At 64.4% G+C, this 19,498-nt stretch carries 17 protein-coding genes; 7 read left to right on the top strand and 10 right to left on the bottom strand.

What is annotated here, in order from left to right; translation table 11 throughout:
• Positions 1-328: 328 nt before the first annotated feature.
• From Q0964_RS16405 to Q0964_RS16425, 5 genes are all read right to left on the bottom strand, one after another.
• Positions 329-1,009: a hypothetical protein gene (locus Q0964_RS16405; protein WP_299269749.1), complete on the bottom strand. Its 681-nt coding sequence runs from the start codon at positions 1,007-1,009 to the stop codon at positions 329-331.
• Between the two features lie 222 nt (positions 1,010-1,231).
• Entirely contained in the window at positions 1,232-3,946 is a 2,715-nt protein-coding gene (locus tag Q0964_RS16410; RefSeq protein WP_299269751.1) for a helix-turn-helix domain-containing protein, read from the bottom strand.
• Complete coding sequence (locus Q0964_RS16415; protein WP_299269754.1) at positions 3,943-9,774, bottom strand: PAS domain S-box protein; 5,832 nt, start codon at positions 9,772-9,774, stop codon at positions 3,943-3,945. Before Q0964_RS16415 ends, Q0964_RS16410 begins: the two co-directional genes overlap by 4 nt.
• A gap of 25 nt (positions 9,775-9,799) precedes the next feature.
• Complete coding sequence (locus Q0964_RS16420) at positions 9,800-10,219, bottom strand: helix-turn-helix domain-containing protein (protein WP_299269756.1); 420 nt, start codon at positions 10,217-10,219, stop codon at positions 9,800-9,802.
• A gap of 288 nt (positions 10,220-10,507) precedes the next feature.
• Complete coding sequence (locus tag Q0964_RS16425) at positions 10,508-11,779, bottom strand: saccharopine dehydrogenase family protein (RefSeq protein WP_299269759.1); 1,272 nt, start codon at positions 11,777-11,779, stop codon at positions 10,508-10,510.
• Between the two features lie 265 nt (positions 11,780-12,044).
• Here Q0964_RS16425 and Q0964_RS16430 point away from each other — a divergent pair, with 265 nt between their 5' ends.
• The gene (locus tag Q0964_RS16430; protein WP_299269762.1) at positions 12,045-12,401 is read left to right on the top strand and encodes a hypothetical protein; all 357 of its coding nucleotides are present in this window, start codon (positions 12,045-12,047) and stop codon (positions 12,399-12,401) included.
• An 88-nt stretch (positions 12,402-12,489) separates the two neighbouring features.
• Here the strand turns inward: Q0964_RS16430 and Q0964_RS16435 are convergent, their stop codons facing one another.
• The gene (locus Q0964_RS16435) at positions 12,490-12,654 is read right to left on the bottom strand and encodes a hypothetical protein (RefSeq protein ID WP_299269765.1); all 165 of its coding nucleotides are present in this window, start codon (positions 12,652-12,654) and stop codon (positions 12,490-12,492) included.
• A gap of 97 nt (positions 12,655-12,751) precedes the next feature.
• Between Q0964_RS16435 and Q0964_RS16440 the strand changes: the two genes are divergently transcribed.
• Positions 12,752-13,054 (top strand): hypothetical protein, encoded by a 303-nt coding sequence (locus tag Q0964_RS16440; RefSeq protein WP_299269768.1) that lies wholly within the window; start codon positions 12,752-12,754, stop codon positions 13,052-13,054.
• Here the strand turns inward: Q0964_RS16440 and Q0964_RS16445 are convergent.
• Entirely contained in the window at positions 13,051-13,410 is a 360-nt protein-coding gene (locus tag Q0964_RS16445; protein WP_299269770.1) for a rhodanese-like domain-containing protein, read from the bottom strand. The genes Q0964_RS16440 and Q0964_RS16445 overlap by 4 nt on opposite strands.
• A gap of 69 nt (positions 13,411-13,479) precedes the next feature.
• On the opposite strand from Q0964_RS16445, the gene Q0964_RS16450 reads away from it, so the two are divergent.
• On the top strand, positions 13,480-13,659 hold the full coding sequence (locus Q0964_RS16450) for an HVO_0416 family zinc finger protein (RefSeq protein WP_077206643.1): 180 nt from the start codon (positions 13,480-13,482) through the stop codon (positions 13,657-13,659).
• Positions 13,660-13,791: 132 nt separating this feature from the next.
• Here the strand turns inward: Q0964_RS16450 and Q0964_RS16455 are convergent, their stop codons facing one another.
• The gene (locus tag Q0964_RS16455) at positions 13,792-14,265 is read right to left on the bottom strand and encodes a helix-turn-helix domain-containing protein (RefSeq protein ID WP_299269776.1); all 474 of its coding nucleotides are present in this window, start codon (positions 14,263-14,265) and stop codon (positions 13,792-13,794) included.
• 232 nt (positions 14,266-14,497) lie between these two features.
• On the opposite strand from Q0964_RS16455, the gene Q0964_RS16460 reads away from it, so the two are divergent.
• The 3 genes from Q0964_RS16460 (at position 14,498) to Q0964_RS16470 (ending at position 17,157) form a co-directional block, all read left to right on the top strand.
• Positions 14,498-14,851, top strand: a complete 354-nt coding sequence (locus Q0964_RS16460; protein ID WP_299269778.1) for an ArsR/SmtB family transcription factor — start codon at positions 14,498-14,500, stop codon at positions 14,849-14,851.
• A gap of 75 nt (positions 14,852-14,926) precedes the next feature.
• On the top strand, positions 14,927-15,232 hold the full coding sequence (locus tag Q0964_RS16465) for a DUF7521 family protein (RefSeq protein WP_299269779.1): 306 nt from the start codon (positions 14,927-14,929) through the stop codon (positions 15,230-15,232).
• A gap of 83 nt (positions 15,233-15,315) precedes the next feature.
• Complete coding sequence (locus Q0964_RS16470) at positions 15,316-17,157, top strand: UvrD-helicase domain-containing protein (protein WP_299269780.1); 1,842 nt, start codon at positions 15,316-15,318, stop codon at positions 17,155-17,157.
• A gap of 1 nt (position 17,158) precedes the next feature.
• Here Q0964_RS16470 and Q0964_RS16475 read toward each other — a convergent pair whose 3' ends face one another.
• A complete protein-coding gene (locus tag Q0964_RS16475; protein ID WP_299269782.1) occupies positions 17,159-17,404 on the bottom strand; it encodes a DUF7533 family protein in 246 nt (81 codons plus the stop codon).
• Positions 17,405-17,549: 145 nt separating this feature from the next.
• Here Q0964_RS16475 and Q0964_RS16480 point away from each other — a divergent pair, with 145 nt between their 5' ends.
• Entirely contained in the window at positions 17,550-18,233 is a 684-nt protein-coding gene (locus Q0964_RS16480) for a riboflavin synthase (RefSeq protein WP_299269784.1), read from the top strand.
• Here the strand turns inward: Q0964_RS16480 and Q0964_RS16485 are convergent.
• The gene (locus Q0964_RS16485; protein WP_299269786.1) at positions 18,230-19,264 is read right to left on the bottom strand and encodes a PrsW family intramembrane metalloprotease; all 1,035 of its coding nucleotides are present in this window, start codon (positions 19,262-19,264) and stop codon (positions 18,230-18,232) included. The genes Q0964_RS16480 and Q0964_RS16485 overlap by 4 nt on opposite strands.
• Positions 19,265-19,498: the final 234 nt, after the last annotated feature.

Below are 19,498 nucleotides of genomic sequence, written 5' to 3' on the forward strand. Positions count from 1 at the left end.
CCCGACGCGTTGTGTGTGGCTCCGGTGCCCGGTTCGTTCGGCGACTTTCTGACGCCCGAGTCGTCGGTTCGATACATATAGGCGATATGACCTGCGCGCGTAGGTCGGCACTGCCTCCACTCATCGGTGTGTCCCCTCGAGTGCCGATAAGTGTCGGTGTTGCCGAGCAGCGGCCGGCGGCGGACTCGACGGCGTCGTCGAGACGCCACGACGGTGTCACTGACAGCCACAGGCCGTCACAGCAGGGTCGATAACACCAGGAACGCGGAGACGAGAATCACGGCGACGTACAGCCAGAGGGCCAAGTGGTGAGCGGCCGAGACGTGTCTCATCTCGTCGGTGCCTCCGCGGTGGACCGAGCCGACAGGTCCCGCTGCCGCCCGAGCAGTTCCGGATAGCGAGACTCGATATCGGACAGCGTATAATCGATACGTCTGTGGAGCCGGTCGATCCGCTCGGAAAGCCGGCGGACTGCCGCATCGCCGCCCGAGCGGTCAGCCCCCGAACGGTCCCGTAGCTCGCGTCGCCGCTCGGTCAGCGTGGACAACGTCGCGATAGTCGCCTCGTACGCTGCGACCCGGCGAGCCGTCCCGACGCGCTCGAGTAGTTCGCCTCGGGCCACCGGACTGGCGACGTACTCGTCGACGAGCCAGCCCGACGAACCGGGCGAGACGGTCGAGAGCACCCGCCAGCCGTCACGGAGGCGCTCGGCGCGTCCGCCGCTGCGGGCCTGGTCCGGCATCGGTACCCGCCGGTCGACGACGAGAACGCTCGCGTCGAGCGACTCTGGGACCGCGCGTCCGTGCCGGACCATCCGTGTCTCGTGTCTGTCCACCAGCCAGGATGCGTAGTGCTGAGCCGACCTGCTATCGCCCGCGACGACGACGACTCGAGCGACTTCCTGGCGGACGCCCAGCGTGCGTCCAGCGGCCACCGCCGACGCCTCGGGGACGAGTGGCTGGCTGTGGCCCGACCGAGTGCCGCTCGGTTCGTGGTTCCGGATTGTCATAGTCGTATAAGTAGCCGTCTCCGCCTCTGGATTGCTGCTATCCATGTCGCCCGCCGGTGTACCGTACCGATGTCTATCGGTCGACCACCGTTGGTCAGGTCCCGACAGACGAGCCAGTGATGTGAGCGGTTCGCCGCTACGGGCGCTGTCGGTAGTGGCGACGGCACGAACACAGGACGCGGCGCTCCCCTGGCAGTTCGACGCGACGGACCGTGCCACCGCTCAGAAGAACACGTGTTCGAGTACCTTCCGCTCGGCCGTCCGCAGGTGCTGGCTGAACGTCGACTGTGCGATGTCGAGTTCCGCCGCCACTGTCACCGCGTCGTTGCCCCGCGGCCAGTCGAAGTATCCTGCGTGGAAGGCCATCTGTAGCGTCTCGCGCTGTCTGTCCGTCAGTCGCTCGTTCAGGGCCGTCGAGGGCGTCGGCTGCAACTCGTTGTCGATGGGCTGGTCGTACTTTCCGACCAGTTCGGCACCGTCGAGTTCCTCGGTGACGCGCTCGACGTATCCCCGGACGTCAGTTTCGGGAGGCAACTGTACCGTCACCCGAAGGTCGCCCGAACCGGAGCCAGGCTCTATCTCCTGGAGTGCGACCCCGCGCTCGGTCAGCCGCCGAATCGGCGACGCCTCTGCGAGCGGGACGACACACGTTATCTTGGCCGTGTCGGCCCTGAGGACCGACGCCTCGGTCGTGGTCTCGAGTCGTCGTTCGAGTGACTCGACGTCCGTGGTGTCTCCGACGTCGAGTGTCGTAAACACCGCCCACGTACGGTCGGCCCGGCGGGAAACATCCACCGCCACGAGCGGTACGTCTGCAGTTGTCGTGAACGCGGACAAAGTGGGGTCGGACTCAACGCGGAAGGTGAGGTGTGTCGTCCCGCCCGCTAACAGCGCGTCACGCTGTCGAATGGCACCGATTGCGTGTCCGATGATGAGGCCGAGTTCTTCGAGTGCGTCGAGTTCGTCCTCGCCGATTCCCTGTGGACGGTCGGTGTGGATCTCCAGTCCACCGAAACACACCGACTCGTGGACGATCGGTACCGCGACGATACTGTTGCTGCCCCGTTTCAGACCCCGACTGCGCCACCACACGTCGTCCTCGATACCCACGAGGTCACCCACCGACACGGCGGACTGCGTTTCGCGGGCCGCCCTCGCCGGAACGGGTGGTGTCGTGTCGGGCACGTCAGTTCGATTCGCGTCCGACGACGCCGGGGGAACGGCCGAGAGATACTGGTCGAGGTCCCCTGCCGAGGCACGGCGGACAGTGTCGTTGCTCGGCAGGTCGATGTCGGCGATCCAGGCACCGGTGATCGTATCGATCCGGAGTAACTGCCGACAGACCTTCTCCTCGACCTCCACACGTGTATCCGCGTCCACGACGGCAGAGACAATCGACCGGATGAGCCGATTGATGCGGTCCAGTCGCCGGAGCCGCTCGTTCTGTTGTTTCAGTTCTCGGTCGCGGCTCCGGATGCCACGGGCCTTCGCGAGCTCTTCGAGCGCCTGTCGGGTGTTTGCGGCCCACGTCTCGGCGAGGTCACGCTGCGTCGACGAGAGCTCCACCCCTGCCGGGGTCCCGACGAGGAACACCCCGTGCTTGCCGAGAGGGCAGAGCACCCAGTCTGCGAGGTGGTCGTCGAGCCAGGTGGTAGCGTCGGTCCGTCCCCGGTGTGCGGTGGCCGCTACCCGCCCCGACCGGTTGGCGAATGTCGTCCACACCGGACCGTCGCCGCCCGAGAGTGTCGGTAAGTCGGGGTCGGTGTCCGGGTTCGTGGTCCGACGTGCCGTCGGGACGAGGTCGCCGGTGCCGTCCTCCCTGGTGAACAGTGCCGCGTACGGAAGCTCCAAGCCGGTCGTGGCGGTCGCGACGGTCTGTTCGGCGACTGCCTCGACCGTCTCTGCGGTCATCAGTTCCCGGGTCGCGCTGTGGAGGGTCCGGAGATACTGTTCACGACGGTGCCGGCCGGTGACCTCGTGGTAGTGTTCGATACGGCCGCCCGCGTACAGACCGGTCTCGATAGGGCCACTCCAGTACTCGAGCCACCGCTCTGTCTCCCCGTCGCTCCCGGGAGCGTGGACGGTCGCTTCGAGTTCTCGCCCGTGGCTCGCCAGACCGGTTCGTATCACCGAGGCGAGCGACTCGTCGTCGGCAGTGATGTCCTGCAGTTGGTCTGCCACGACGGCAGTGTACGCCTGCCCACGGGCCGTGGTCCGGTCGAGGCCGAGCAGCGTCTCCGTCGCGTCGTTGGCCCAGACGACCTCCCCGTCGGCATCGACCACGACCGTCGCTTCCTTCGAACTGTCGAGGACGTCCTCGGTGAGCGATTCGTACCGTCGGTCGCTCGTCCACTCAGCGGTTGCCCGCTGGAGGCGCTCGACCGCGACACGGAAGTCCTCGTCCGGAAGGGCTGACAGCAGTGATTCGACGTCTGCCTGCACCGCGTCGAGGCGCTCGGTAAGCGTCCGGTACTCCTCGCTGTTCCGGAGCGCGTCCGGTTCCTTGACCGCTTCCAGCGTGTCCTGCCGCTCGATCAGCGAGAACAGCTCCTGGAGTTTTTCGTCGTACTCGGCACGGGTCAGCATCCGGTCGACCGTCTCTCGGAGCGCCGCGGCGTCGACCGGCTTCTCGAGGTAGCCGTCGAACCCCATCCGAACGACGTCGAAGTCGGGCGTAACCGCCGAAACCATCACCACCCGTGGGTCGAGGTCGGACTCGCGAATCGTCGCGAGCACGTCGCTCCCGGAGAGCCCCGGCATCATCCGGTCCAGAAGTACCACGTCGACGGTCTCGTCCAGCCGTTCGAGGGCCTCGGTCCCGTCGTGTGTCGTCTCGACGTCGTAGGTGTCGTCGAGCCACTCGGCGTACAGTCCTGCCAGGCCGTGGTCGTCCTCGACGACCAGTATCCGTCCGGCGTTCGCCTGTTCGACGGTCATCGTCGCTCGTGAGCCGTCGTCACCTCGTCGACGCGGTCGGCCGGGAGTCGCAGGCATACGTCCGTGCCATCGTCCGTCGACGCGACCGATATCTGGCCACCGGCCTGTGTGACGACCATCCGGACCATCCAGAGGCCGAGTCCCTGGCCGTGGTTCAACGGCGTCTCCTCGCCGGTCGTGAGCACCTCTGCCTCCATCTCGGGCATCCCTGGCCCGTCGTCGCTAACGGTGATATCGATCCAGCCGTCCGCCGCCGCGGTGACCGCTACTGCGACCGTTGCGTCGTCAGTCGCCTTGACGGCGTTTTCCCCGAGTTCGCGCACTGCCGTGAGCAGTGCCCGTGGCAGTTTCGGGAGGCTGCCATCCGGAACTTCCACGTCGATGTCCGCCGCCGGGTACTGCGCGTGGAGCGGAGCCACAGCGTCCTCGAGTAGCGTCCCGACCTCGGTTCGTGCCGACTGCTCCGTCTGTGACTCGAGTACCCGTCTGATTTCACCGATCGACTCGGTCATCGACTCCCACTTGTCGAGGACAGCTTGGACGGTGGCAAAGTGTTCGGCACGCTTGGCGTCGTCCGACTCGTTGGACATCACCTCCGTCCACCCCCGCAACTTCGTCAGGTCGTTACGCATGTTGTGTCGCATCACCCGCTGCATGACGCTGAGATGTTGCCGATGCTGGCGCCGGTCCGTGATATCACGACCCTCGACGACGAGCGCGGACACTTCGCCGGCCTCGTCGGTCACGGGTTTCACCGAGAAGTCGATCGTCGCGAGGCCGTCGGCGCCGCGAACCTCCGTCTCGTAGCGGACGAACTCGCCGTCTGCGGCCCGCTCGATGGCGTCCACCATGTCGTCGCGAACGGCCTCGGAGTGTGTCCACCACGGGGCGTCGAAAAACGGGTCCCCGACGATGGCGTCGCGTTTGACTCCACCGAACTCGAGCGCGGCTTCGTTGACTTCGACGACCGAACCGTCGGGTTCCAGCAGGCCGGTGAACTGGAACGTGCCGTTGAAGATACTCTCGAACCGTCGCGTGCGTTTTTTGATCTCAGTCACGTCCCGGAGATAAACGAGTATCCCGTCGATGGCCTCCTCGTCGAGCATATTCCGGCACCGACCCTCGACGGTGAACCATCCGCCGTCCGGAGACGCGAGACGGCATTCCGCCTTGCCGTCACTCGCTCCGTCCACACACTCGTAGAACGTCTCCAGCGCGCGTTCCCGACTGTCCGGGTGTAGATAGTCGAAGAGGTTCTCGCCGACGACGTCGTCGGGGTCGTAGCCGAGAACCCGTTCGGCCGAGCCACTCACGTACGTCACCGTTCCGTCCGGGTCGACGATGGTTACCACGTCTTCGGACTGCTCGACGAACCGTTCGGTCCGGCGCCGTTGGAGCCGTCGCTCGGTCATATCACGAACGACGACAGCGTACTCGTGGGGGTCGCTGTCGTCCGGCTTAAGTGGCGCGTACCGGATGTCGGCGTAGAACTTCGTGCCGTCGTCGCGGACGGCCCACCCTTCGTGCGCGCTCTCGCCGGCGACGCGGGACTGCTGGAGCAGTCGCTCGGGGAGCCCCGACTCGCGGTTGTCCGCCGTATGGAGGGCGGACACGGACATCCCCACCGCCGTCTCGGTGTCGTACCCGAACATGGTCCGGGCGCCGTCGTTCCACGTCTGGACGTCACCGTCCCCGTCGACGGCGATGAACGCGTACTCGTCGATACTCTCGGTCAGCAGGCGGAAACGCTCGCGCTCCTCGAGCAGTTCACGCTCGCGTTGGCTCTCGTCGGTGACGTCCCGTGCGAGCACTAAACCGTAGGTGTCGGTCGGGTCGTCGACGGCGTCGACGGCGTCGACCGGAACGATGTGGACCCGGAGTACTCGACCACCGAGCTCGATTCGGCGGTCCGTCCGCTCGCCCTGCAGCGCCGCCCGATACCGGTCCACGAGGTCGTGTTCGTCGTTTGTAAACAGCGTTCCGACCGCCGTTCCGGCGATATCGGACTCCGCGAGGTCGAACTCCGCGAGGAGTTCACCGGCGGCCAGTTCGTACTCGAGGGCGGCGTCGAAGGTGAGAACAGCACCGTTCGGGATGTTTTCGGCGAGACGCCGGTAACGACGCTCGTTCCGCCGTCGCTCGCGCTCTTGTTCTTTGCGGTCGGTGATATCAGACGCAGTCGCGAGCACCCGGACCGGAGCCCCGGTGTCGTCGTCTACCGGGACGGCGCGTGTCCCGATCCAGACGGTGTCGCCGTCGCCGCCGACCATCCGGAACTCACCGACCCACGGCTCGCCGGTCTCGAGCATCGTCTCGAGACCCGTCTGCACACGGTCGACGTCGTCCGGGTGAACCGCTGCCTCGAAGTCGTCGGCGGAGGTGATCTCCTGGTCGACGATGTCGGTCAGCGTCTCGTTCCAGCTCAGTTCGTCAGTCTGTAGATCCCACTCGGCGAGCCCGGTGTTCGTGCCCGAAAGCACCAGTTCGAGTCGCTCTCGCTGGTCGCGGCGGTCTGCGCGAACCTGTCTGCGGTCGATCTCGTAGCCGACCCAGCGCCGGAAGAGATTGAGCACCGACCGTTCGGTCTCGGTGAACGACGACCCCTGCGGTGTCGACGATGCGAAACACAGCGTTCCGTACGTGTCGCCGCCGGTCTCGACGGCGCCGCCCATGTACGTTTCGAGTTCGAAAGTGTCGTACGCCGGGTCGTCCGCCCACGCCGTCTCCCCAGCCTGCGTGACGCTGACGAGGTCGTCGCTCTCGATTGTCTTCCGGCAGTACGACTGTGAGAGAGGGCACGACTCGCCCGCCTGGAGTTTCTCGTGGGAGCCACGCGCCTGGACGATTCGCTGTGTCCCCGGCGGCTCTCCGTCGTCGGCCTCGATTCGCGTCAGGAACGCGTACGGGAGGTCGAGATACTCGCTGCCGGCCGCGAGCAGGCCGTCGACCTTCTCCTCGAAGGACAGACTCGGGTCGGTCGTCACCTCGTAGCCGTCCTCGAGGACCGCGACGGTCGCGTCCTTGCGCCGTTCGCGCTTCTTCCGCTCGGAGATGTCGACGAACAGGGCACTCGTACCGGTCGTCTCACCCTGCCGCGGGACCGCGCGGAGGAGCGTGTGCACCCGGTTACCGTCGGCGTCGACGAGCGTTCGCTCGTCCATCTCGAACTCGCCTGCCAGCGCCGCCTCGTAGCCGCCTGCCTCCAGCTCCGTCGCGGAGTCGTCGGTGTACAGCGACGCGAGCGGTTCGCCCTCGATTTCGTCGCGGTCGTACCCGAGCCGGGCCAGGAACCGGTCGTTACACGAGGCTATCACCGGTTCGTCGTCGACCAGGTGGGTCTCGACGAACAGCAGGGGGCCACGGTCCAGGAACTGTCGCAGCCACCGGCTCCGCTCCCGGCGCTCGGTGACGTCCTGTTGGATACCGATGAAGTTGGAGACGGTCCCGGTTTCGTCCTCGACCGGGGTGACCGAGAGTCGGTTCCAGTACGGAGTCCCGTCCCGCCGCTCGTTGCGCAGTTCGAGCGAAATCGGTTCCTCGGCGTCGATTGCCGCACGGAGCCTGTCCACCGTCTCCGGGTCGGTGTCCGCACCCTGCAGGAACCGTGGGTTCTGGCCGAGTGCCGCCTCGCAGGCGTAGCCGGTCAGTCGCTCGAATCCGTCGTTGATATAAACCAGGGGATTGTCGGTCTGTGTCGAGTCGGTAATCTGGATGCCGACGGTCGCTTCATCCATCGCCCGCTCTTTCAGTTCGAGTTCGCGCTCGCGTGCCCGCCGTTCGGTCTCGTCGCGAACCGTACAGACCAGTCGTCCGTCGTCGACGATGGTCAGCGAGAGTTCGGCGGGGAACGTCGACCCGTCGGGCCGGGTCCCGGTCACCATCCCTCGCCACTGGCCGTCTTGTTCGAGCGCGGTGAACGCCTCACTCTCTATGCGCTCGGTCTCCGCGTCGTCGTACAGTTTCCGCCAGGAGTTCCCCAGCAGTTGGGCCTTGTCGTCGAAGCCGTACATCTCGACGTGCGTCCGGTCGACGTACGTGTACGTCCCGTCGTCGAGAACGGCGACGCCGTCGGCTGCCTCTTCGATGGCCTGCTTGAACGAATCGAGCGTTCGCTTCCGCCGCTTGCGGTCGGTGATGTCGCGGAGGACGCCAGCCGTCCCACGGAACTCGCCGTCACCGATCACAGCGAGTTGGTTCTCGACCTCCACCCGGTCCCCGTCGACTGTTTCGACTGCGAACTCTGCGGTCGTCGACCGCTTGTCGGTGGTCAGCAGCGTCTCGATCTGTGCCTCGATCTGCTCGACGTCGTCGTCGTCCATTCCCACGGACGGACGCGCACCGATGATATCTGTACCGTACCCGAGTTCGCGTTTCGCGGCCTCGTTGACGAACGTGAACCGACCGGCAGCGTCAAGCGCGTACATCGGGTCGCCGACGGCTTCGAGAATCGTCTCGTACCGCTCCAGTTCCGCGAATCGCTGCCGCCGTTCGACCTCGGTACCGATCCACTGTGCGACGAGTTTGACGAACTCCCGGTCCGTCGGGAGAAACGCCGCCGGACGCGCACGTCCCATCGAGAAGTTCACCGTCCCGTACGTCTCGCCGTCGACGACGACGGGCGCCGCAATGTACGCGCCGACGTTTTCGGCCGCCGCGCTGTCGCTGTACTCCGTATCCGCGACATCGGCGAACGCGAGTGAGTCGGCTGTGTCACCGGCGAGTGTCGCCTGGCACATGGTGTCCCCGAGGTCGTACACCGCCCCGGCCTCGTGCGTCCCGGTCGCGTCGACCGCGGCTTCGATCTCGTAATCGTCCCCGTCGACGTGTGCGAAGCAGCCCGTTTCGAGTCCGAAGTGGTCACACCCGAGCGCCAGCAGACGCTCGATGGTTTCGTCGAACTCGCCCGTGTTGGTCGTGAGCTCGTTCAGTCGCCGCAACGCGGTGGCCTCGGCCTCGGCGGGACCCTCCGCCGGTCGCCGTACCGGCTCGTCGCCCGGCAGCGTCGAGACATCGCGTGCAGTCGTGCGGACGTACACACTCTCGTCGACTTCGATTCGACCGTTCGTGAGTTCGACAGTCCGCTCGGTGCCGTCGGCACACCCGAGTGACGTGCCGACCGACCCGGACGGTCCGGCGGTGGCCCCGTCGATTCGATCTCGGATGGCCGCCGTCGCATCGGCTCCGATGACATCCGTGAGGGCCATAGACAGGAGTTCCTCGCGCTCGTACCCCGTCAACTCCAGCATGGCGTCGTTGACCGCTATCAGCGCCCCGTCGGGCGCACTGACGAATGTGGCTCGGTCCGATTGCTCGAACAGTGTGCTGGCTATGTCGCAGTCGATGCCCCCTCGCTCACGACGGCCGAGTCGTGTCAGTGTCGCGCTGAGATTCGCTGCGACCCCTTCGACGATTGCGAGTTCACTCTCGTCGAATCCACCGGCGGTCGCTGTGCCGAGAGACAGGACGTGTGTGTCGCTGACGGGTACGAAGACTTCGGTACAGAGCGACCCTGGCGGGTCGTCGTCGACCGTCAGTTCTGGAACGTCGCCGTCCGAGTCGTCACCTCCCGCGCTCGGTCGGTCGAGGGCTGTTGCTGGCGCTCTGTCGATGGTATCGTCGGCATCGGTCTCGCGGGCGGTGAACGACTCGTCTGCGATTACACCCTGTGAGTCGTACGTGTCGACGCGCACCGTGGGGTCCTCGAACACGGTTTCTATCAGTTCGACGGCGCAGGCGATGGCAGAATCCGTGGTTTCGGCGCGATTGAGCGCTGCCGACACCGTCAGGAGAGAGTCCGCTGGCCTGAGAGGCGAGGGGATTTCAGACATAGTTAGCTAACGCACTCCACGAGATTCAATCCTGTGGCCGAATATCATCTTTGAGATTCTTCTGCCCGTCGCCCGCTGCCTCAGTCAGCGGACCGTGCGCGGCAGCCGGGACGGTGGGTGTATTCTCTCGTCGTCCCGTTGTTTCGGCAGCGTTCGGGGACGGCTCGTCACTCTGTGCCCGTGAGAGGCAGGTCCACGCGGCGACGGACATGCTCTCGAAGTCGACTCCGACGGCGTCAGCCGTTCTGCAGTACAGGGTCGATTTCTCTCTACCCGACCCCGTCTCACCGTGTTCCTCGAGGAATCCGACAGCGACGAGTTCCTCTACCCGACGGTAACACGTCGCAATCGGGACACCGATAGCGTCGCTGAGGTCCGTCACCGACCGCGGTGTGCCCGTCGCTCTGAGTATCTCCATGCTGTACTCCCGCCCGAGTACGTTCATCGGTTTCATGAGAATGTCTGTGTCTGATGTTATCGCGAATGATACTGTCTCTCGTGCCGGTAGCTATCGGCACCGGGACCGACAGTACCGATGAGCATCGGTATGTGGGGACGTCGGCGACTGTGTCGACGGACTCACTGCCAGCGGCCGGTGTCCAGTCGCCAGACAAGCGGGCCACGACGCTAGCCACCACGAAACGGACGCTCCCGAGTCAGGTTTTCGAGGCGGACGATGGCGGTGCCGCGTCGGTGTCCGTTCGGCCTCCGAGCGACCCGCCTCGTCGCTCTGTCAGGCGTCCACGTCCGCTGTCGCCTCGCTCGCGCTCGCGGTGAAGCCGATGGTGCGGAGTCGCTCGGCGAGTGGTTCCCCGATCGCCGACGCGGGGGTCAGGATACCACCGGACAGCGGTGAGTCTGTGTCGTCTTCGAGCAGGCACATCGCCGACTCGCCGAGCATACGCGCCGTCGCACCGTAGCCCGGGTCGCGGTCGGCACCGACTACGGCGTCCACGGTGAACGGACCGTCTTCGTTCGTCCCCTGCCCGCGCACGCGGACCCGAAACCGTCCGTTCTCCATCTCCTCCTCGCTCGGCCCTTCGCCGGGGTCGGGGAACACGAACCGCTTGAGCGCCGAGCGCGTCGGACCGACGGACATTGCGAGCGTGAACAACCCGATGCCACCGGAGACGAGGCTCGCGCTCGCTGCACCGCCGACCCCGGGCCCTGTCGGGACGACCTCCGTACAGCGGAAGCCACGGCCCCAGGGGTAGTCGAGGAGGGCATTACTGCGTCGAACCACTCGTTCGTTTACCGGCGCCATCGGCGACGGCGCGGTCCAACAGGGTCGTAACGGGTCTTTGCGGGGGAGGCGTTGCTCGCCAGTGTCGACGCCCGTTCGCTCGCCGGACGGTGCCAGCGAGTACGGGTTCCCGAGCACTGCCCTGACCTCGGGGTCGTTCGACGCGGCCTCGAACAGTTCGGCCGCGCTGGCCAGCGTGCCACCGCTCACGCCACCGCTTCCGGACTCCAGGTAGATCCGGGCCCGGGTACAGGGGGTTCCGAACTCCGCCATCGCGAACGACTGTGCGAGCAGGGTACCGAGGTCGGCGGGGACGGAATCGAAGCCACAGCTGTGGACGATTCGCGCGTCGGCGTCCACCGCCGCGTCGTGATACTGGTCGATCATCTCCCGGGTCCAGTTCACCTCGCCAGTCAGGTCGCAGTAGTCGGTTCCGGCTTCGACACACGCCTCGACCAGTGGAGTCCCGTACTTCGTGTACGGGCCGACGGTCGTGCAGACGACGTGTGCGTCGCGAGCCATCGCCCGGAGCGTCTCGGGCTCCGTCGCGTCGCCGAGCACTATGGGGAGCGTCTCCCACTCGTCGCTCCGGCCGACGACCTCGGCTTCGATAGCTTGGAGACGGCTCTCGTCCCGACCGCCGATAGCCAGCGACAGGGTGTCCGGTGTGTACTGTTCAGTGAGGTACTCGGCTACGAGGCGCCCAGCGACGCCAGTTGCACCCCACACGACCACGTCGTGTTGTCGGTCAGTGTTCGACACGGGTATCCAGTTCAGATACCAGGGCCACAGGTTCAAGTGTTTGGCATCTCGTCTGCACCGCTGTCACGTCCGTCGAGAGACGTTTTCGGCTCGCGTTCGCCCGCGCGGCCGAACGACTGCGCTCGCCGCGCCGTGTTGGCCGTGTTGCTTCCTCTCATCCAAACATTCATACTTACGTAAAACACTCGTGATAAGCAGATTGGGGGAATGACGATGCAAGAACACGTCTACAGTGAGAGTCGGACAGACGGGGGCGACACGGGCAGTGAGCAACGAGGTGACACGGATGGTTGAGAGCATGGTCGCCCGCGTTTTGCTGGACGCGGCCATCGTGGCGCTGATTCTGGCGTCGGTCGTGGAGGTAATCGTCGACGTCCGGGGGATGGACACACCGACGTTCCTCCCGGGACGACTTGCGGAGCTATCACCGTCCGAACCGGCGACGGCGCTCGGCGTCGGCGGGACCGCTATGCTCATCTTCGGAATCATCATCGAGATGGGGCTGTTTGGCCCGCTACCCGGTGGTCGGTTTCTCGTCGGAACCATCGCAGTTCTCGGCTTCCTGCTCACCGGTGGATTCCTCATCACTGAGGAGGAAGACAGTAGCGGATACAGCGGCTGAGTAGCGCTGTCGTCCGCGACCGTCGTACCGGCGGTGGAGCGGTCGCGGTCGTCGTCGTTCTCTCGAAGAAGGGGGTGCCCCGAACCACTCACGGCGGGTCGACGGAGTCGAGGTCGCCGCCGTCACAGTACGGGCAGGTCGGGTCGGTGAGGTCGGCGCGGTACGCGAACGTGCGCTCGCAGCGTCGACATCGGTAGTGGACGACCTCGTCGTCCAGTGAAAACACCGATTTGAGTGACTCGAACACGCCCATTGGTAGATACCATCGGTCGTACGGGACCCGGCGGTTTAATTCCGCCCCCGGCAGCCCGGAGCGGCACGGTTTTGACCGTTGGAACCGAACCCAGAGCATGGAGTCAATCGACGACGTCGGCGCGTTCCGGACAGAACTGACAGAACTGCTCGCGGCCGCCGAGGAGGGTGGCGTCTCCTCGGATGCCGTGGTCGGACTGTTGACGGCACAACTGGCCGGGATGCGCGGCGACGTGCGCCTCCCGCTGTCGATGCCCCCCGAGCGGGCGCGCGAGTTCACCGACGAGGCGCGTAACCACGTCGACGAACGCATGACGGTCGACCTCCTGGTCTCCGAGACGGTGATACAGGACCTGGAACTGCAGTTGCAGGTCTTCGAGCAGCGTAACGAAACGTCTTAGCCGTCGGTTTCGAGGTCGAACTGCCAGGCGTCGTAGCCGCCCTGCAGACTGGCGATGGTCGCGTCGTCGTCGATTCCCTCGTAGGATTCCAGCAGTCGGCCCGCCTGGACGGAACTGATACCCTCCTTACAGACCATGACGACCTCGTCGTCCCAGTCGACCTCGTCGATCCGAGCGGCTAACTGCCCGTACGGGACGTTCAGAGCGCCAGGGATGTGACCGGCCGAGTACTGCCGGGGTGAGCGTGTGTCGACGACCTGTACGTCCGCGCCGTCTTCGAGTTTCTCCTGTAACCGCGACGGAGGAAGCTCCTCGACCATCGCCCGGTTGTAGACACGGCGCGGGCTAAAGCCCATCGCCCCAACTCGGTGAGATTCGTGTTCGACCAATAGAGCTAAATAGTGGTGTGGTATACCATATCATGTATGGCGTCAGCACCGAGCGACGACGAGATATTCGATCAGTTCCTCACGGAGCGCGGGCACGAGACGGAGCAAGTCGGCTGGGACCAGAGCTACAACAAAAAGCAGTGCCCGGAGTGCGGTGGCCTCCACGACACTGCAGCGACAGAGTGCTCGGTGTGTGGCTGGGGACCGGGCAACTGACGGCCGTCACCGGCGGTCAGACGGAACTATTCTCGGTACTTTGGTAGGATAGCAACCGGTGAGCCGCTCGGAAGAGAGCGTCCAGCAGGAGTGAGGAGTCCTGCCCGGTTCGGTGGATGAGATGGCAGCCGGCTACAACTCGTCTAGAGAGTCGTGCAGGAACAGGCCCAGTGCCAGATGATGGTACATCGCCTGCTCGATCTGCGATTGAGCGGCGTCCTCGTCCGCGACGGAGTACTCTTTGGTTCGCACCAACTCATGCATCGACAGCACGTCGTCACCTTCGATATCGTGTAGCCGTGGGTACACCGTTCCTGGGCTCAGCTGTGCGTCGAACAACCGCGACAGGTCGTCGATCAGCGCCTTCCCGTGGGTGCCATCCCGCAACGCGATCAGCGCGATGAGGATCTCATCCAAGTTCTGTTTGACAATTTCGTCGTCGAATTCGAACGACTCCTCGACTGCCAGCCGTTCCATGACCGAAGACAACACCTGCTCGGGGTCGCCTTCTCCACCGGCGTCTGGGGCGTCGGGCGACGCTGCCTCCAGGTCGTCACCGGCCGAAAGTTCTTGTATCAACGTATTCACCAGCGGACTCGTACTCACATTATCTCCGGACATTGGCAATCACTTGGACTCGATCCACACACATGCGTCTCCGCCACGGATATATAATGCCTCGCCCCCGGTTTCCGAGAATGAAAATAGGTACATAAAGGCGTTTTCACGCGCTGAAAGAGCCCCCACACGACTGTAGCCCATCCCAATCCAACCGAACTTTTTCATCCGTGATACTCCCCGCAATATCTTTTTACACTGGTGGGCTCTACACAGTATAGTGCCAGAGGAACGTAGTATCGAGCAGGTTCTCGATACGATCGGGGACGAGAACGCCCGCGAGATACTCGCGGCGATCAGTATCGAGCCGCGTTCGGCCAAAGAACTGGCCGAGGAGTGTGACCTCTCACTTCCGACCGTCTACCGGCGCATCGAAATACTCGAAGAAAACGAACTCGTCAAAGACAGGACGCTGGTGGCTGACGACGGTAATCACTACAAAATCTACGAATCCAACTTCGACAGCACCGTGATCTCACTGGAGGAGGAAGGCGAGTACCGGGTGCGGATCTACCGTGAGGAGAACCTCCCCGACCGGTTCAGTCAGCTCTGGGACGAACTCAATCCGGAGTAGGCAACCGCTCCGCGCCTGGCGGTTTCACCGATCGTCCGACGTACCTTTATGTTCGGTGGGTGAGGAGAGAGTGCCATGGTCGAGACGGTGGCAGTCGCGCGCGGGGCCCTGATTCTCATGCGACTCGTCACGTTCGGGTTGACGCTGGGGATCACGCTGATCAGTTTCCAGGCGTACCGCAAAAAACAGTCTGAGAAACTCCAATCGGCGTTCATCGGCTTTGCGTTCATCAGTATGGGGGTCGCCATCACCAACGTCATCACGCAACTGGGCGCGGGCGCAACCGAAACCTCTTCCTTACAGTTCATTTTCCTCCAGATGACCGAGACGATTCCATTCATCATCGGATTCACCATGCTCTACCTCTCACTGTACCGCTGACTGCCGACGACGAAAAATTCGGAGAGAACCGAACCGGATCGAAGCCACGTTGTTTATGCGTGTGTAGGTTCATTAGTGGTTTAATGACCGACACGATGCCAGAAGCAGTTCGCCTGTTTGGGGGGCCGGGGAGCGGGAAGACCACGGCCCTACTGGACCGGGTCGAAGAGCTACAGGAAGCAGGGGCAGACGTACGGGACATCCTCGTCGTCTCGTACACGCGTGCGGCGGCCGCGGAGATTCGCGAACGTCTCGCCGAGCGACTGGACACGACACCGCGGGCCCTCCGTGGGAACGTCTGTACAATGCACGCGAAGGCCTACGAACTCCTCAACCTCTCGCGCGGTGACGTCGTCTCGGAATCGGACAAAGAAGAGTTCTGTGGGGAGTACGGCATCGAGTACGAGGACGAAAACAAAGGCGCTCGCCGACGGAGTGCCCGCTCGACGACGATTGGCAACAAGGTTATCGCGACAAGCCAGTGGCTCCAGCGCACCTGTCGTGACGTGGCCGACTGGTACGACGTGCCGTTCAAATGGAACGTAGAGAAAGTCCGACTCCCACCGGACGAAGACCCCAACTCCCAGACCGGCAACAAGTACACGCCGACGTGGCCCTCCGACGACGACCGCATCGACGTGCCGGAGGCCATCCGCGCTTGGCGTGGCTACAAGGGCGAGAACGGACTCGTCGGTTTCGCGGACATGCTCGAACGCGTCAAACAGCGCTCGCTGTTGCCCAACGTCGAGTACCTGGTGATCGACGAGTTCCAGGACATCACCACGCTCCAGTACGACGTGTACGAGGAGTGGAAGCCACATATGGAGCGAGTTCTGATCGCGGGCGACGACGACCAGGTCGTCTACGCCTGGCAGGGTGCCGACCCTGACCTCCTGCTGGACGAGGACGTCTCCCAGGACGAAGTGCTGCCGAACTCCTACCGTCTTCCGTCGAAGATCCTCAACGTCGTCAACAGGGAGATCAGTCACATCGACAAACGTCAGGAGAAAGACCTCGAACCGCGCAAAGAGGGCGGTCGCGTCGAGGCACCGCCCAGACCCTCGATGCTAGACCTCGTCCGGAACGTCCGCGCCACCATCGAAGAAGACGAGGACAGCACGTCGATGATCCTCTTCCGGGCGCGCTACCAGATGTTTCAGTTCATCGACGAGTTCATCGGCGAGGGGATTCCCTTCCAGTGTCTGACCGACCAGCGGATGTGGACCGACCGATTGACACAGTACGTCCGGGCGGTCGAAGCGCTGTCGGCGGACGACACGGTCACGGCCCTCCAGGCCCGACGACTGGCCGACATGCTGGCGGACTCGGCGTTCGGTACCGGTGAACGCGACGACCTCTTCGACGACATCGACGAGCGTCAGGAGGCGGCAGACACCGACGACCTCGCGGAGATCACGGTCGAACCCGACTTCGTCCGCGACCACGTGCCGTTCATGCCCGACCCCCGGTCTGCGGCCGACATGCTCCGGAAGGTCACCAACTTCCAGGAGCGGTCGGTCGACGCCTACTTCTCCGGTGAGTATCAGGGGATGGCCACCGACTCGATTCGGGTCGGGACGATCCACTCCGCGAAGGGGCGCGAGGCTGACCACGTGTTCCTCGCGACCGACCTCACCGAGAAGGTGGTCGAGCAGATGGCTGCGACCGTCGAACAGCAGGGCCGTGAGGTCCAGGGCGTCGAGGAGTTCACCAAGCACACCGATCCGGTCCCGACGCTGACTGACAACGAACGCCGCGTGTTCTACGTTGGAATGTCGCGCGCCCGCGAGCGCCTCATTCTCCTCGAGAACCTGGTCGACGGTGCGCCGACGCTGCCCATCGACGTGTTGCTCGAGAACGAACCCTCCGAGAAGACCGTCGATCAACTGCTGGACGAAGCGAAAAACGCCGTCGCGATTCAGTAACTCAGTTCTCCTCGTCGTCGGGTGTTTCGACGACGGTACTCGCCATGTCCTGTGCGGCATCGGCCGCCACGTCTGTCGGTTTGGTCACGTATTTCTGGAGTGCGATCATCAGCGCAGCGATCGCCAGAAACCCGCCGCCGACCAGTCGGTTCCCGCCGACGAGCATGTCCAGTCCGAGCAGGGCGACCGGGGCCGCGACGACCACCGTTCCCATCAGCCCGATAGTGTCGAGAATGCCGAGCCCCATCTCGTCGGTTATTTGCCAGTCCTGGAACAAAAGCTATGCGTGTTCCCGTTCGCGGCAGGGTTCCGACCGCATCGTGTGCCCGCGTCGTCCGAGGACGCCGACCCGGAATGAAAACGGGTTTTGGGCCGCCGCTCTTAGTGTGGGTATGTTCACTGGCATCGTCGAACGGACCGGCGAGATCACCGATGTGACCGACGACGCGGGGGGTCGCCGCCTGACAGTCGCGGCCGACCTCGACGACCTGCACCACGGACAGAGCATCGCCATCAGCGGCGCATGCCTGACCGTCGAAGAGTTCGGAGACGACTGGTTCTCGCTCTTTCTCTCACAGGAGACCCTGGACCGGACCTATCTCGGCGAGTTACACGAGGGCGCCCTCGTGAACGTCGAGCGCGCGCTGCCGGCCGACGGGCGTTTCGACGGCCACGTCGTGCAGGGCCACGTCGACGGAACTGCCGAGGTGACTGCAGTAGAGCAGATAGACGACGACTGGGAGTTTCGGTTCTCTATCCCCGGCGACCTGGAGCGGTATCTGGTCGAGAAGGGGTCGGTGACGGTCGACGGGATTAGCCTCACCCTCGCCGACCTGGCGTCGGGAAGCCACACCGAACGAACCGGTGACGACGAGGACGAACCGCGAGCAGAGGGCGACTTCGGGGTGGCGGTCATTCCGGCGACCTACGAAATCACGACGCTGTCGGAGAAGTCGGTCGGTGACCCGGTCCACCTGGAGGTGGATGTGGTGGCCAAATACGTCGAGCGACTGCTGGCTGGCGACACGGATATAACGGCGAGTCAGACACCGTACGCCGAGCGCTTCGAGGACTAATCCCGGACCGGGCGGTCCTGGTTCGCGGTCTCGGCAGGGTCGGCCCCCCCGGTCCGGTCGGCCTGGCGGTACGCATCGTTGTATCGTGAGAGTTTCCGCAACAGCAGGTAAATGAACAGGCCGTCGTAGAGGACGACGAACCCGAGGAAGACGAGGAATGAGTCGACGGCGGTCGCCTCGGCCACGATGGGAACCAGCACAGTCGCGCTGGTGTTGTAGGTCGCGTGGACAATAGTGGCGATGAGTAGTCCCTTCACGACGATGGGACCGGCGTCGTCGGGGTTGAACTTCGCGAGACCGAGATAGTAGCCGGCGAAGGCGGAGTAAATGACGTGGCCAGGACCGGCCAGCGCCCGGACCGTGGCGATGTCGGAGCCAGCCCGGAGCAGATTCATTCCTGGGGCGACCGTCTCCAGGGAGGTGGTGATGTAGAGCGCGTTCTCGATGGTCGCGAAGCCAAGCCCGGCGACCGCGCCGTAGACTGCGCCGTCGATCACCGCGTCGAACTTCGGCGAGCGATAGGCGTACATCCGGACGGCGAGCAGTTTCACTGCCTCCTCGACCGGCCCGACGACGACGAAGTAGAACGCGAGTAGGCCCAGGATGGGAATCAGACCGAACCCGGAGCCGACCACCTGGACGTAGCGGCCGACTGTGTCGTTGAGGATTCCCGCGAAGTTCGCGAACAGGATACCGAGCAAAAACGTGACGACGAGGATTTCGAGCGGTTCGCTGGTCGTCACGTCGGCCCGCCAGAGATACGCCGCGAGGACGAACGCCGGCACGATAGAGAGCGCGACGAAAATACCGACACGGGGGTCGACCAGCAGTCCGAACCCGCCGAGCACCACCTGAAAGCCGAGGATGAGGACCGCGACGACGATGACGGTCCAGCGCAACCCGACGACGGCGGCGTGGTAGAGCCGCTGTGCGAACCGGTCGAACCCCGACCGCACCTCCCACTCGGAAATCTCGTGGAGATCCATCGACCCGTCGTCCATCGACTCGACCGGATCCCGTCGGTCGTCCATATCCGGGGGTCGGCCGGCGCACACCTAACGTTTTGCCTCCAGTGCCGCCCGGTAGACCGCCGCTTTCGCGGTTCGGCGAGAGCCTCGGGGGCGCTTGGCACGCTCGAATCCGGCGACCAGCCCCACATCCGTTCGACGACAGCCGAGGGATGTCTGCGCGTCGGACGGACGCGATGCCCGGAGGGAACCAAACCACCGCCCAAATAACGAAACGGTACGCTGTTTTAATCAGCA

Origin of the sequence: Halorientalis sp. (genome assembly GCF_028275115.1) — an archaeon.
In the GTDB taxonomy this organism is placed as follows: Archaea; Halobacteriota; Halobacteria; order Halobacteriales; family Haloarculaceae; genus Halorientalis.

Excerpts from the sequence above, each read along its gene's own strand:
- Q0964_RS16410 (WP_299269751.1), bottom strand. The coding sequence starts at position 3,946 with ATGACCGTCGAACAGGCGAACGCCGGACGGATACTGGTCGTCGAGGAC.
- Q0964_RS16485 (WP_299269786.1), bottom strand. The coding sequence starts at position 19,264 with ATGGACGACCGACGGGATCCGGTCGAGTCGATGGACGACGGGTCGATG.
- Q0964_RS16470 (WP_299269780.1), top strand. The coding sequence starts at position 15,316 with ATGACCGACACGATGCCAGAAGCAGTTCGCCTGTTTGGGGGGCCGGGG.
- Q0964_RS16435 (WP_299269765.1), bottom strand. The coding sequence starts at position 12,654 with ATGGGCGTGTTCGAGTCACTCAAATCGGTGTTTTCACTGGACGACGAG.
- Q0964_RS16405 (WP_299269749.1), bottom strand. The coding sequence starts at position 1,009 with ATGACAATCCGGAACCACGAACCGAGCGGCACTCGGTCGGGCCACAGC.
- Q0964_RS16440 (WP_299269768.1), top strand. The coding sequence starts at position 12,752 with ATGGAGTCAATCGACGACGTCGGCGCGTTCCGGACAGAACTGACAGAA.
- Q0964_RS16445 (WP_299269770.1), bottom strand. The coding sequence starts at position 13,410 with ATGGGCTTTAGCCCGCGCCGTGTCTACAACCGGGCGATGGTCGAGGAG.
- Q0964_RS16475 (WP_299269782.1), bottom strand. The coding sequence starts at position 17,404 with ATGGGGCTCGGCATTCTCGACACTATCGGGCTGATGGGAACGGTGGTC.
- Q0964_RS16420 (WP_299269756.1), bottom strand. The coding sequence starts at position 10,219 with ATGAACGTACTCGGGCGGGAGTACAGCATGGAGATACTCAGAGCGACG.
- Q0964_RS16480 (WP_299269784.1), top strand. The coding sequence starts at position 17,550 with ATGTTCACTGGCATCGTCGAACGGACCGGCGAGATCACCGATGTGACC.
- Q0964_RS16465 (WP_299269779.1), top strand. The coding sequence starts at position 14,927 with ATGGTCGAGACGGTGGCAGTCGCGCGCGGGGCCCTGATTCTCATGCGA.
- Q0964_RS16415 (WP_299269754.1), bottom strand. The coding sequence starts at position 9,774 with ATGTCTGAAATCCCCTCGCCTCTCAGGCCAGCGGACTCTCTCCTGACG.
- Q0964_RS16450 (WP_077206643.1), top strand. The coding sequence starts at position 13,480 with ATGGCGTCAGCACCGAGCGACGACGAGATATTCGATCAGTTCCTCACG.